This window comes from Actinomadura nitritigenes (genome assembly GCF_017573545.1).
Classification (GTDB): domain Bacteria; phylum Actinomycetota; class Actinomycetes; order Streptosporangiales; family Streptosporangiaceae; genus Spirillospora; species Spirillospora nitritigenes.
This window is the reverse complement of the sequence record NZ_JAGEOK010000003.1, coordinates 1-12314: the sequence shown is the minus strand read 5'-3', so window position 1 is coordinate 12314 and position 12314 is coordinate 1. Positions and strand designations below refer to the sequence as shown.

12 protein-coding genes and 1 pseudogene are annotated in these 12314 nt (G+C 74.0%); 5 read left to right on the top strand and 8 right to left on the bottom strand.

What is annotated here, in order from left to right; all coding sequences use genetic code 11:
• The first annotated feature begins 143 nt into the window (after positions 1-143).
• A complete protein-coding gene (locus J4557_RS04520; protein ID WP_307799393.1) occupies positions 144-2261 on the top strand; it encodes a ComEC/Rec2 family competence protein in 2118 nt (705 codons plus the stop codon).
• A gap of 170 nt (positions 2262-2431) precedes the next feature.
• Positions 2432-3382, top strand: coding sequence for a DNA polymerase III subunit delta (holA, locus tag J4557_RS04515; protein WP_307799391.1), 951 nt, complete (start codon positions 2432-2434; stop codon positions 3380-3382).
• A 122-nt stretch (positions 3383-3504) separates the two neighbouring features.
• On the opposite strand, the gene J4557_RS04510 is transcribed toward holA, so the two are convergent.
• Positions 3505-3924 (bottom strand): SRPBCC family protein, encoded by a 420-nt coding sequence (locus tag J4557_RS04510; protein ID WP_208265077.1) that lies wholly within the window; start codon positions 3922-3924, stop codon positions 3505-3507.
• Positions 3864-4790, bottom strand: coding sequence for a LysR family transcriptional regulator (locus J4557_RS04505; protein WP_208265076.1), 927 nt, complete (start codon positions 4788-4790; stop codon positions 3864-3866). The genes J4557_RS04510 and J4557_RS04505 overlap by 61 nt, the downstream gene beginning before the upstream one ends.
• A 69-nt stretch (positions 4791-4859) precedes the next feature.
• Here J4557_RS04505 and J4557_RS04500 point away from each other — a divergent pair, with 69 nt between their 5' ends.
• A complete protein-coding gene (locus J4557_RS04500; RefSeq protein ID WP_208265075.1) occupies positions 4860-5384 on the top strand; it encodes a hypothetical protein in 525 nt (174 codons plus the stop codon).
• Here J4557_RS04500 and J4557_RS04495 read toward each other — a convergent pair.
• Both J4557_RS04495 and rpsT read right to left on the bottom strand, forming a co-directional pair.
• Positions 5329-5862 carry an RNA 2'-phosphotransferase gene (locus J4557_RS04495; RefSeq protein ID WP_208265074.1) on the bottom strand — a complete coding sequence of 178 codons (534 nt, stop codon included), beginning with the start codon at positions 5860-5862 and terminating at the stop codon, positions 5329-5331. The genes J4557_RS04500 and J4557_RS04495 overlap by 56 nt on opposite strands.
• Positions 5863-5952: 90 nt before the next feature.
• Positions 5953-6222 (bottom strand): 30S ribosomal protein S20, encoded by a 270-nt coding sequence (gene rpsT, locus J4557_RS04490; RefSeq protein ID WP_208265073.1) that lies wholly within the window; start codon positions 6220-6222, stop codon positions 5953-5955.
• A 270-nt stretch (positions 6223-6492) separates the two neighbouring features.
• On the opposite strand from rpsT, the gene lepA reads away from it, so the two are divergent.
• Positions 6493-8334, top strand: a complete 1842-nt coding sequence (gene lepA / locus J4557_RS04485; protein WP_208265072.1) for a translation elongation factor 4 — start codon at positions 6493-6495, stop codon at positions 8332-8334.
• A gap of 51 nt (positions 8335-8385) precedes the next feature.
• Here lepA and J4557_RS04480 read toward each other — a convergent pair whose 3' ends face one another.
• The 3 genes from J4557_RS04480 to J4557_RS04470 all read right to left on the bottom strand — a co-directional run bounded on the left by J4557_RS04480 (position 8386) and on the right by J4557_RS04470 (position 11545).
• Positions 8386-8943: a DUF4870 domain-containing protein gene (locus tag J4557_RS04480; protein ID WP_208265071.1), complete on the bottom strand. Its 558-nt coding sequence runs from the start codon at positions 8941-8943 to the stop codon at positions 8386-8388.
• A gap of 138 nt (positions 8944-9081) precedes the next feature.
• Entirely contained in the window at positions 9082-10506 is a 1425-nt protein-coding gene (locus J4557_RS04475) for a hypothetical protein (protein WP_208265070.1), read from the bottom strand.
• 127 nt (positions 10507-10633) lie between these two features.
• Positions 10634-11545, bottom strand: coding sequence for an HU family DNA-binding protein (locus tag J4557_RS04470; RefSeq protein WP_208265069.1), 912 nt, complete (start codon positions 11543-11545; stop codon positions 10634-10636).
• Between the two features lie 205 nt (positions 11546-11750).
• On the opposite strand from J4557_RS04470, the gene J4557_RS04465 reads away from it, so the two are divergent.
• Positions 11751-12191, top strand: a complete 441-nt coding sequence (locus J4557_RS04465) for an antitoxin YezG family protein (RefSeq protein WP_208265068.1) — start codon at positions 11751-11753, stop codon at positions 12189-12191.
• Here the strand turns inward: J4557_RS04465 and J4557_RS04460 are convergent.
• Positions 12188-12314, bottom strand: a pseudogene (locus J4557_RS04460) (IS481 family transposase); the annotation flags it as partial. The gene J4557_RS04465 and the pseudogene J4557_RS04460 overlap by 4 nt on opposite strands.

Sequence of the window (12314 nt, the reverse complement as noted above, 5' to 3'; positions counted from 1 at the left end):
CGGTCGAAGGAGCGCGACGCACGGTCGCGGGATCAGCGATCGCGCAGGGCGCGCCGGTGCGATCGGCCGCCGAGGAGGGGCGCTCGACTCGCGCACTCCTCAGGGTGATCGGGAACCGGGGCGGCGCGATTGGGGCCTCACGTGTGCTCAACCGGCGGCTGCTGGGGATGGTGCTGGTCTGCGTCGCCGCGTCCGCGACGGGGGTGGCGTTCCGTGCGACCGCTGTCGGCACCGGGCCCGTGCGGGCGCTCGCGCGGGTCGGGGGAACGGCGGCGGCCGAGGCGGTGCTGACCGGAGACCCGCAGGCCAGGAAGGCCGGCGGGCGGCCCATGGTGATCGTCCGGGCGCGGGTCGAGGCAGTGGAACGGGCCAGGGTGCGCGTGCCGGTGCTCCTGATCGCGCACGACCCGCGCTGGCTCGGGCTGCTGCCGAGCCAGCGGGTGCGGCTGCGCGGCCGGTTCGAGAAGCCGCGCGGCGCCGAACTGCTCGCCGCCGTGGTGATCGTGCGGGGCCCGCCCGCGCTCCTCGGCGGCCCGTCCGCCGTCCAGCGGGCCGCCGAATCCGTCCGGGCGCGGCTGCGCGCGGCGGTCGACCGGCTCCCGCCCGACCAGCGGGGCGTCCTGCCCGGCATGGTCGACGGCGACACCTCCCGGCTCGATCCGGCCCTCGCCGAGGACTTCCGCACCGCGGGCCTGAGCCACCTGCTGGTCGTCTCCGGCGCCAACCTCGCGATCGTCATCGGCGCGGTGCTCTGGCTGTGCCGGGTCGCCGGGCTCGGGCGGAGGCGCGCCCCGCCGGTCGCGGCCGTCGCGGTGGCCGCGTTCGTCCTGGTCGCGCGGCCGGACCCGAGCGTCCTGCGGGCCACGGTCATGGGCCTGGTGGCACTCCTCGCGCTGTTCACCGGGCGGTCGCGGCAGGGCGTGCCCGCGCTCCGCGCCGCGGTGCTCCTCCTCGTCCTGATCGACCCGGAACTGGCGCGGTCGTACGGCTTCGCGCTCTCCGTGCTGGCGACGGCGGGCCTGCTCGTCCTGGCGCCGCCCTGGCGGGAGCGGCTCGCGCGCCGCCTGCCCGGCCCGTTCGCGGACGCCCTCGCCGTCGCGGCGGCCGCCGAGGTCGCCGTCGCGCCCGTCCTGGTGATGCTCTCCGGAGAGGTCGGCGTGGTGTCCCTGTTCGCGAACCTGCTCGCCGCGCCGGCCGTGGCGCCCGCGACGCTGCTCGGCGCGCTCGGCACCGCGATCGAGCCCGTGTCGCCGCCGCTCGCCCGCCTGACGGTCCGGCCCGCCGGCCTCGCCGTGGGCTGGATCATCTGGATCGCGCGGACCGCCGCCGCCCTCCCGTACGCCACCATCCCGTGGGCCGGCGGCGGCCTCGGCGCGGTGACCCTGCTGATGGCCGGCGGGATCGCCGTCCTGATCCTGCGTCACCCGGGGCTCCGCACGGCCGCTGTCGCGGCGATGGCCGGAGTGCTGATCGCCGTCGTCGTGCTGCGCATCACGGCCCCCGGCTGGCCGCCGCCGGGCTGGCAGATGGTCGCCTGCGACGTCGGCCAGGGCGACGCCCTCGCGCTCGCCGCCGGACCCGGTCGCGCCGTCGTGGTGGACACCGGCCCCGCCCCGGCGCCGGTCGACCGCTGCCTTTCCCGCCTGAGAGTGAAGGAGGTGCCGCTGCTGGTCCTGACCCACCCGCACGCCGACCACATCGGCGGAACGTCCGGCGTCCGGCACGGGCGCACCGTCCGCCAGGTGGTGAGGACGTCCCTGACCGACGGCGCCGAGAACCGCTTCATCGGCGGCCTTCCGTCCCGTCCCGCGCTCGCCGGACGGCAGTGGCGCGTCGGTGACCTCACCCTCCTGATCCTCGCCCCTCTGGCCACCGGCCCCGCCCTGTCACCGCAGGACGACGGCACCACGATCAACAACGCCAGCGTCGTCCTCGTGGCCCGCCGTCCGGGATTCAGCGCCCTGCTCGCCGGCGACGTCGAGACCGACGCGCAGCGCATCCTGGAGACGAGCGTCCCCCGCGTCCAGGTCCTCAAGGTCCCGCACCACGGCTCACGCAGCCAGGACCCGCGCTTCCTGGCCGCCGCCCACGCGGCGATCTCCCTGGTCTCGGTCGGACGGGACAACGACTACGGCCACCCGGCCCCGTCCACCCTTGCGCTCCTGCACCGCCTTCACACCCAGGTCCACCGCACCGACCAGGACGGCGACATCGCCATCGTCCGCACCCGGACCGGCATCGCCGCCGTCCCCCGACATTGACCAACCCGCCCACCGTCGCCGAGCCCTCCCAAGCGGCACGGCGGCCCGAACGCCGCAGCCCGCCAGACGCCGTCCACGCCCGGCATGTGCGGCGCCCCCGCGCTGCCGTTGCAGAGCGGTGGGGTGCAGAGGTGGCACGGAGAGGGGGTAGGGCGTGGCATGCTGCAAGGGTGTCCGAGGCCATCACCCTGATCGTGGGAGACGAAGAGCTGCTCGTGGAGCGGGCGATCGGCGAGGTCGCCGCCTCCGTGCGGGCGAAGGACCCGGACGCCGAGGTGATCGACCTCGCGCCGGGCGGGCTGGAGCCCGGGCGGATCTCGGAGCTGACGTCGCCGTCCCTGTTCGGGGGCGGGAAGGTGCTCGTGATCCGGTCCGCGCAGGACCTCGGCAAGGACCTCACCGCCGAGGTGCTCAAGTACGCCAAGGACCCGGCGGACGACGTGATGCTCGTGGCCGTCCACCACGGCGGCGCCAAGGGCAAGGCGCTGGTGGACGGGCTGACGAAGCTGAAGGCGCGCAAGATCGCCTGCCCCAAGGTGACCAAGATGGGGGAGCGCGTCGACTTCGTCCGGACGGAGATCCGCCGGTCCGGCGGGAGGATCTCGGCGGACGCGGCGCGCGGGCTGCTGGACGCCGTCGGCAACGACCTGCGCGAGCTGGCGGCCGCGTGCAGCCAGCTCGTCTCCGACACCGGCGGGAAGGTCGACGACGCGGCCGTCGCGCGCTACTACCGCGGGCGCGCCGAGGTCAGCGGGTTCACCGTCGCGGACAAGGCGATCGAAGGGCACCTCGCGGAGGCCCTGGAGCAGCTGCGGTGGGCGCTCGCGACCGGGGTGGCGCCCGTGCTGATCGTCAGCGCGCTCGCCCAGGGCGTGCGAGGGCTGGCCAAGGTCGGCGGCGCGCCCAGGGGTGCCCGCGGCGCGGCGCTGGCCAAGGACCTGGGGATGCCGCCGTGGAAGATCGAGCGCGTGCAGAAGCAGTTGCGCGGCTGGTCGGGCGACGGGGTGGCGCGCGCCCTCACCGCGGTGGCGGAGGCCGACCTGCAGGTGAAGGGCGGCGCGGCCGACCCCGCCTACGCGCTGGAGAAGACCGTCGCCGACATCGTCGCCGCCCGCGGCTGACCGCCGTTCGCGACCCGCGGCTGGCCGCCGTTCGCGACTAGCGGCTGACCGCCGCTCGCGGCTCACCGCCGTCTGCAGCGCCGTTCGCCGTGCTTTCGGCGGTCCCCGGGCGGAGGCGCGGGTCAGGGGGACTCGGCGGCGGCCTTCAGGCCGTTGGCCTCCATGGTGACGTAGCGGCGGGTCCGCGAACCCATGAGGAGGGCGATCAGCGGGGCGAGGGGCCCGCTCTGGTCGAGGGTGAGGCGGAGGGTGCTGCCGCCCGACGGGCGGGGGAGGACCTCGTGGCCGCCGGTCGTGGTGACGCCGGGGGAGCGGGACCGCCAGGTGAAGTTCTCGTTCTCGGTGAACGTGGTGACCGTCCAGACCGCGGCGGGCAGGCCGGGCTGGTGGACGCGGGCGCGGGCGCCTTCGCGGAGAGGGGCGTCGAGGAGTTCGACGCGGTTCATCGAGGCGGTGAGATCGGGCCACCGCTCGACGTCCTTCAGCAGGTTCCAGACGGTCTCGGGGGTGGCGTCGATGTCGACGGCGATCTCGAAGTGCACGGTGGGCTCCCGGTGGTCAGGGCGGTGCGGATCCTGGTCAGCAGGCCGGTGACGAGGGGGTCGGCGTCGCGGCCCGGCAGATGGACGGCGTAGTAGGGGACGGCGGGCAGGTCGATGATCTCGCGGAGGACGACCCCCGGCGGCGGGACGACGCAGCCGTTCACGACGGCGAGACCGGCGCGCAGGGACACGAAGTGCAGCAGGAGCGGCCAGCCCTCGGCCTCGACGGCGGCCGTCCACGGCACGCCGGCGGCGCGGAGCGCGCGTTCGAGGGCGACGCGGTGCGGCCCGGCCGGCGGCGGGACGACCAGGGACGCGCCGGCGAGGTCAGCGAGCGCGAGGGACCGGCGGGCGGCGAGCGGATGGTCGTCCGGGACCGCGAGGGCCTGCGGGTACGCGGCCAGCGGGACGGCCGCGAGGTCGGCGGGCAGGACGTCCAGGACGGCGACGCCGAGGTCGGCGCGGCCGGTGCGGACGGCGGTGAGGGTGCGGACGCGGTCGCCGTTGATCAGCCGGACGCCGTGCCGGACGGCGTCGCCGAGCAGGTAGAGGTAGGCGCCCTCGCCGGCGGCGAGGACGGGGAGCCGGGACGGGGCGGTGCCGTCGAGGTCGGCGAGGAAGGCGGAGACGCGGGCGTCGAGGTCGCGGGCGAGGCGGGCGACGGCCTCGCCGGCGGGGGTGAGGGTGATGCGGCGGCCGTGCCGGGTGTAGAGGGGGCGGCCGAGGGTCTCGGCGAGCTTGCGGATTTTGACGTGCAGGGCCGGCTGGGAGATGTGGAGGTCCTCGGCGGCGCGGGTGAAGTTGAGGTGCTCGGCGAACGCGGCGAAGGAGGCCAGCGCGTCGGTGGACACGCGGCTCAGCTCCATAGACGAGAACTATAGACCGCCGAGCATTCGATAGTTCAGTTCTAGCGGCGGCGCGGCCAGGCTCGAGGTATGGAACCTCGTCTCGGCATCGATTTCGGCCGCGTGATCCAGGGCGTCTCGGCTCCGGGGACGGCGGACACGGCCTTCCTCGGCGGGTCCTTCGCGGAGGCGCTGGCGTCGCCCGCGGCGGACGGCGTGTACGACGTCCTGCCGGGGCTCGTGGACGCGTTCGGCGGGCGCGCGTGGATCATCTCCAAGTGCGGCGACCGGGTCCGCGAGCGGACGCTGGCGTGGCTCGACCACCACGACTTCTACGGCAGGACCGGGCTGGCCAGGGGGAACGTGCGGTTCTGCCGGAAGCGGCCCGAGAAGGCGCTGCACTGCGCGGAGCTCGGGATCACCCACATGATCGACGACCGGCTGGACGTGCACCGGGCGATCCGCGAGGTCGTCCCGTACCGGTACCTGTTCGGGCCGCAGAAGGGCGAGGTCCCGGACTGGGTGCGGCACGTCCCGGCGTGGGCGGACGCCGCGGCGATCAGCGAAGATATTCCGGCGGGACGGCGCCGGCCAGCCACACGCCGTTCGCGCTGACGCGGAACTCGTGGCCGTCGGCGGCCATCCGCCCGGCCTCGACGACCAGCACGACGGGCCGGCCGCGGCGGGCGCCGACACGGCGCGCCGTCTCGGGGTCGGGGGACAGGTGGACGGCGTGCCGGTCCATGCGCCGCAGGCCCTCGCGCCGGATCGCGGGGGCGGCGGCGTCGGTGGTGCCGTGGTAGAGCAGCTCGGGCGGCGGAACGGCGGGGAGCCCGAGGTCGACGTCGATGCTGTGGCCCTGGACGGCCCGGATCCGGTCGCCGTCGAGGGCGTAGCGCCGCTTGTCGTTGACGGCGACGACGTGCTCGAGTTCGGCGCGGGTGAACGGGAAGCCGTGCCGGGCGGCGGCGTCGAGCAGGTCGGGGACGCGCGCCCAGCCGCCCGCGTCGAGGGTGAGGCCGATCCGCTCGGGGCGGTGCCGCAGGTGCTTGGCGAGGTACTTGGAGATCTTCACCGTACGGCGAGCGTCCATGGGTCCCCGACCGCCTTCCCGCCCGGGCATGCGTCAGGGCCGGTCGCGATGGACCGGCCCCGGGCGTGCGCGTCTATCTGAGCGCCGTGCTCACTTCACCTGCAGGGCGGCGGCCTGCTTGGCGATCGCCGACTTGCGGTTGGCGGCCTGGTTCTTGTGGATGACGCCCTTGCTGACGGCCTTGTCCAGCTTGCGGGCGGCGGCGCGCTGCGCGGCGACGGCGGCCTCGATCTCGCCGGACTCCGCGGCCTCGCGGAACTTGCGGATCGCGGTCTTCAGCTCCGACTTGACGGCCTTGTTGCGCAGCCGCGCCTTCTCGTTCTGCTTGTTGCGCTTGATCTGGGACTTGATGTTAGCCACGTCGTAGTGCCTCAGCCTTGGTTGCGATCATGGCCTGCCGTCTCGGCAGGCGCGAACAGGATGTCTGACGGGGGCGGACGGTGCCCCCGGGGCACGACGCTACGCCACACGCAGTCGCACAGCCTACCAATCGGGCCCGTCCGCCGCGAACCGGCCGGGTCCGGCGGCCCCCGGGCCGCCGCGGAGACCGTGCACGGAGCATCAGGTCCGGCATGGGACTATGGGATGTACAGATCCATTGTCCACCTGTGAGTTTGCGAACGGACCCCGGTGCCAGCGCCTGAGCCTGACAAGACCGATCCCGCGATCATCCGCAACTTCTGCATCATCGCGCACATCGACCATGGCAAGTCGACGCTCGCGGACCGCATGCTGCAGCTGACCGGCGTGGTCGAGGAGCGCCAGATGCGCGCCCAGTACCTCGACCGGATGGACATCGAGCGCGAGCGCGGCATCACGATCAAGAGCCAGGCCGTCCGGCTGCCGTGGGCCTCAGGCGGCACCGACTACGTGCTCAACCTGATCGACACCCCCGGCCACGTCGACTTCTCCTACGAGGTGTCGCGGTCGCTGGCGGCGTGCGAGGGCGCGGTGCTGCTGGTGGACGCGGCGCAGGGCATCGAGGCGCAGACGCTGGCGAACCTGTACCTGGCACTCGAGGCGGACCTGCACCTGATCCCGGTCCTGAACAAGATCGACCTGCCCGCGGCGCAGCCGGAGAAGTACGCCGAGGAGCTGGCCGGGATCATCGGCTGCGACCCGTCCGACGTGCTGAGGGTGTCCGGCAAGACCGGCGAGGGCGTGCGCGAGCTGCTCGACAAGATCGTCGCGGACGTGCCGGCGCCGGTCGGCGACCCGGACGGCCCGGCCCGCGCGCTGATCTTCGACTCGGTGTACGACACCTACCGCGGCGTGGTCACCTACGTCCGGATCGTGGACGGCCACCTGTCGCGCCGCGAGAAGAGCCTGATGATGTCGACGGGCGCGGCGCACGACACGCTGGAGGTCGGCGTGATCTCCCCGGAGCCGAAGCCCGTCCAGGGGCTCGGCGTCGGTGAGGTCGGCTACCTGATCAGCGGGGTGAAGGACGTCCGGCAGGCGCGGGTCGGCGACACCGTGACCGTCGCGAGCCGTCCGGCGCCCGAGGCGCTCGGCGGCTACCAGGACCCGAAGCCGATGGTGTTCTCGGGCCTCTATCCGGTGGACGGCGACGAGTACCCCGAACTGCGCGACGCGCTCGACAAGCTGCAGCTGAACGACGCGGCGCTGATCTACGAGCCGGAGACGTCGGCGGCGCTCGGGTTCGGGTTCCGCTGCGGGTTCCTCGGGCTGCTGCACATGGAGATCGTCCGGGAGCGGCTGGAGCGCGAGTTCGGCCTGTCGCTGATCTCGACGGCGCCGAACGTCGTCTACCGGGTGGTCATGGAGGACGGGTCGGAGCACACCGTCACCAATCCCAGCGAGTTCCCCGAGGGCAAGATCGGCGCGGTGTACGAGCCGATGGTGAAGGCGACGCTGCTGTCGCCGTCCGACCACATCGGCGCGATCATGGAGCTGTGCCAGGGGCGCCGCGGGGTGCTGCTCGGCATGGACTACCTGTCGGAGGACCGGGTCGAGATCCGCTACACGCTGCCCCTCGCCGAGATCATCTTCGACTTCTTCGACCAGCTGAAGTCGCGGACCCGCGGGTACGCCTCGCTGGACTACGAGCCGAGCGGCGAGCAGGAGTCCGACCTGGTGAAGGTCGACATCCTGCTGCAGGGCGAGTCGGTGGACGCCTTCAGCCAGATCGTGCACCGCGACAAGTCGCGCGAGTACGGGCTGATGATGACCGCGAAGCTCAAGGAGCTGATCCCGCGGCAGCAGTACGAGGTGCCCATCCAGGCCGCGATCGGGGCGCGCATCATCGCGCGCGAGAACATCCGCGCCATCCGCAAGGACGTCCTCGCCAAGTGCTACGGCGGCGACATCTCCCGCAAGCGCAAGCTGCTGGAGAAGCAGAAGGAGGGCAAGAAGCGGATGAAGACGATCGGGCGGGTGGACGTCCCGCAGGAGGCGTTCGTCGCCGCGCTGTCCACCGGCGGCGAGTCCACCGACAAGGGACGCAAGTAGCGGCGCCGCGGCCGGGCGGAGCGCCGCCCGGCCGGCCCTTCCGGCGACCGGCTACTTGACGATCGGCCAGGCGACGACGACCGGGACCTCCCGGAACTCGCCGCGGTTGGCGGCCCGCGCCGCGTAGACGAGGAAGAACAGCACGACCGCGGTGAACAGCAGCGGCACCCAGACCAGGACCTCGACGGCGAGCGCGAGCAGGCCGCCGACGATCCAGACGGCGATCGCCGCGATGCCCATGTTCAGGCCCTGCGCGGCGTGCCGGCGGACGAACGGCGAGCGCGCCTTGCCGAGGTAGACGACGGCGGGCGCGATGGCGCCGACGAGGAACTGGCCGAGGTAGGCCATCAGCGACCAGGTCTTCTCGTCGTCGCTGACGGGACCGAAATGGCCGGGCATCTGCGCTGTGCCGCGCCCCTGGGCCGGCTGCTGCCAGTCCTGGCCCGGGTCGGCCTGCGGCGGCTGCTGCCACGCGCCACCGGGCTGCGGGGGCTGCTGGGGCTGCTGCCAGGCCGATCCGGGCTGCTGCCACGGGCTCTGCTGCTGGGGCGGCTGCTGCCATCCGGGCTGCTGTCCCTGGCCGGGCGACGGGGGAGGCCCGTAGGCCATGGCGGGTGTCCTCTCCGGGTTCGCTGAGCGAGCTTTGGCGAAGTGTACGACTCCTAGGACGCACCCGGAGTTCGCCCGGTTTCCCGCATTTCCTGCCCCGCCGCCCGGCGGGCGGCCGCTCACGGCCGGCGCCCGACCTCAGGGGCGCCAGAGGACGGCCGACGGGTTCTGCGGCGTGAGCGCGACCGAGCCCTTCCAGGTCAGGAACGAGCTCTGCGGCAGGTACGAGGCGTCCAGGAAGAAGCCCCGGTTGACGGCGGTGACGGTGGCGGGCGCGCCGTTGTCGCCGAGCCCGGTGGGCCGCCGGATCGCCTCGACGCTCGCGATGTCGGACGGCCGCGTCCCCTCGGGCAGTTCGACCGTCGTCGCGACGGGCCCGTCCCGGTCGATCGACCAGGTCGGCTGGTCGTGGTCGGACCGGTAGACCCGCGACGGGTCGGACTTCAGCCGCACCCCGAGCGCGACGCCCGGTACGGACCCCGTCCCGGTGGCGGCGCCGGTGGTCTTGGCGAACTCGGCGAACAGGTACGTGCGCTGGTCGCCGACCGCCGTCGTCGCGGGATCGGACGGGTTCTCGATCTTGCCTTCGCGGAGCATCTCCTGCGCCATGACCCGGTACGTCCACGGCTGCTGGTCCATCACGTACTCGCGGGTGCGGTCCTGCGGGCGCGTGGCGGTGACGTCCGGCATGAATCGCAGCGGCGAGTCCGGCGGCGTGACGACGTCGCACATGTTGTTGTTCACCGTGCAGGTCTGGAGGACCGGGTGATCGGCCTCGTACTTGCCGGTGAACTGCAACGTGGCGTGGTTGGGCGCCTGGTAGACGCCGGTGCCGTCCACGCGGTTCCCCTTGGCGTCGACCTCCACGCGGTAGATCCACTCGATGTCGGTGGTGCGGCCCCAGCGGGCCATGAGGGCGGGCGTGTCGGTCCCGCCGTCCTCGTTGCTCCAGACGACCGAGTACTCGAGGATCCGGTGGCCGGGCGTCTGCGCCGGCCTGGTCTCGTGCCACGCGATCAGCGGGGTGTCGGTCGTGGCGTTCTGGTACGCGTCGCCGGTCACCGCGAGGGTCCGTCCCACCACGACGGGCGCATAGCGCAGGACGAGCTGGTCGGCGGCGGGCATCCGGACGCCGGTGTGCGCGAGCCGCACCCGCTGCGCGGCGGGGGCGCTGCCCTTGGCGAACCGGAGCGTGACCTTGTGCCGGCCCCGTCCGACACGGCCGAGGGCGAGGCTGCGGGGCGTCGGGTCGGACGACGGGACGACGAGGTCGGTGACGTGCCGGCCGTCCACCGCGATGGACACCACGGCGGACTCGGCGCCCTTCCTCGCCCACGACACCCCGGGCGCGGACGCGGTGAAGCCGATCAGGGCCTCTCCGGCGCGGCCGGCGGTGAAGGTGAACGAGCGGGCGGGACCGCCCCGGTGGACGTTGATCGTCCCCGCGGCGGCGGCGTCGGTGGAGGGGGCGGCGGCTTCGGCGGGGGAGGCGAGGGCGAGGGGAGCGGCGGCGAGGGCGGCGGCGGACAGGGCGAGGGCTGTGTGACGCGCACGGCTTCTCATGATCGGGAAACCTAGGGCGGCCGGATTGCGCGCCGGTGACGGGCCGGTCCCCGGTGGATGTCGGGATCGTTGCCGCGAGGACGATCTTCGGAACGCCCCGCGCGCCCCCGGCTTCGGGCGGTACGGCTCAGGCGCCGGTCCAGAGCTGCGCGGAGGGCGCCGGATGCTGCATCGACACGGCCGCGAACCGCTCCTCCCCGTCCGCGGGCCGCCGGGCGGGGCGCGCCGACCGGCCGTCCGGCCCGTACAGGGTGAGGCCGAGGCCGGGCAGCCGCACGGCCCGCCCGCGCCGCACCACCTCGTGGCCCAGCTCGGAGAGGAGCGCGGTCACGTCGGCGGCGGGCTCGTCCAGCAGGTCGATCCCGTCGAGCCGGAACCGCATCTCCGGGTTGCCGCTCCAGCCGGGCCGCCGCGTCCCGCAGATCTCCGCGACCCGCTCGGCGCCCGTCCCGGACCGGTCCGTCGACAGCGACAGCACCCCGCGCCCGACCTGCACGCTGCGGTGGTCGGCCCACCCGCACAGGAACTGCGCCCTCGGCGGCGGCGTGCCGCACCGCTCCGCGACGGCGGCGAGCGTCGCCCAGGCGTCCGAGGCGGGCGTGCTGAACAGCAGGTGGGCGTCCGGGAGCAGCGCGCCGCGCCCCGGCTCCAGCGCGATCACGAACGGGGCGACGCGGCCCGGGAACCGCGCCGGATCGGCCTCCCGGAGCGTGACCAGGCCCTCCCACTCCACCGGGTCGTCCACCGCGAACCAGGTGATCGCGGCCTCCACGCCGAGGTCGCCGAAGGTCGCGTCGGTGAGCCGCTCGGCGATCACGGCGCGCAGCCCCTCGGCGGTCTCGGCGAGCCTCCGCCGCCACCACGGCGGCTCCGGATCGGAGCGCCCGCCGGTCTGCCAGAGGGTGCCGGGGCCGTCGAACGCGGTGCGCCGCTCCGCGCCCTTGTCGTCCACGACGACGTAGTGCCAACCGCCGGGGCCGCCGCGCAGCAGCACGCGCGCGGGCACACGCCCCCAGTCCACCGGCCCCTCGTTCCGCATTCGGACGACCCTATCCGCCCAAGAGGGGCGGCACGCGTCATTGCGGCCCGTGCCGCCCGCCCGCCGCCCGGCTCGACCAAGATCGTCCCGCCTGGGCGGCGATCGCGGCCGGCGGTTTCGCCGCGACACGGCCGGCGCTCCTCGATCCGGGCCAGGATGTCGGTACGGTCGGGGGCAGTGCGTCGACGGTACCGGAGGTTCGAGCGTGACCCACTCCGAGCAGGTCCTGCGTTCCCCCGAGGAGCGCGAGACCGTGAACGGCGCCGTGCGCGCGCTGCGCTCGGCCGCCCCCCTGGGCTGGGAGCGGCTCGGCTTCGAGTTCCGCGCCACCGTCGGCATCGACAGCGCGTCCTTCGAGGTGGAGAACGCCGCCGGCGAGCGCCGCAAGGCCACGCCGCCCGGCCAGGCCGTCGGCAAGATGGACGAGCTGCGCCGCGTGATGTACCGGCGCGGCAAGGGCGCCTGGTTCACCGCCCGGCTGGAGATCGAGCGCTCCGGCCGGTTCAGCGCCGAGTTCGACTACGACGGCGAGCCCGAGTTCACGCCGCCGCTGACGCCCTCCGCCTACGCGCTGGACCTCGACCGCTTCCCCCGCACCGACGCGCACATCCCCACCTGGCTCCGCCGCAAGCTCGACGAGGCCTAGCTGTTCTGTCTATGGAGGTTGGGGACGCGGCTGGCGGGTGGTTGGCCGTCGAGTGCGGTGTGGCCGCGGTGGTGATTGTAGGTGTGCAGCCATTGCGGGAGTGCTCGGCGGCGTTCGGCTTCG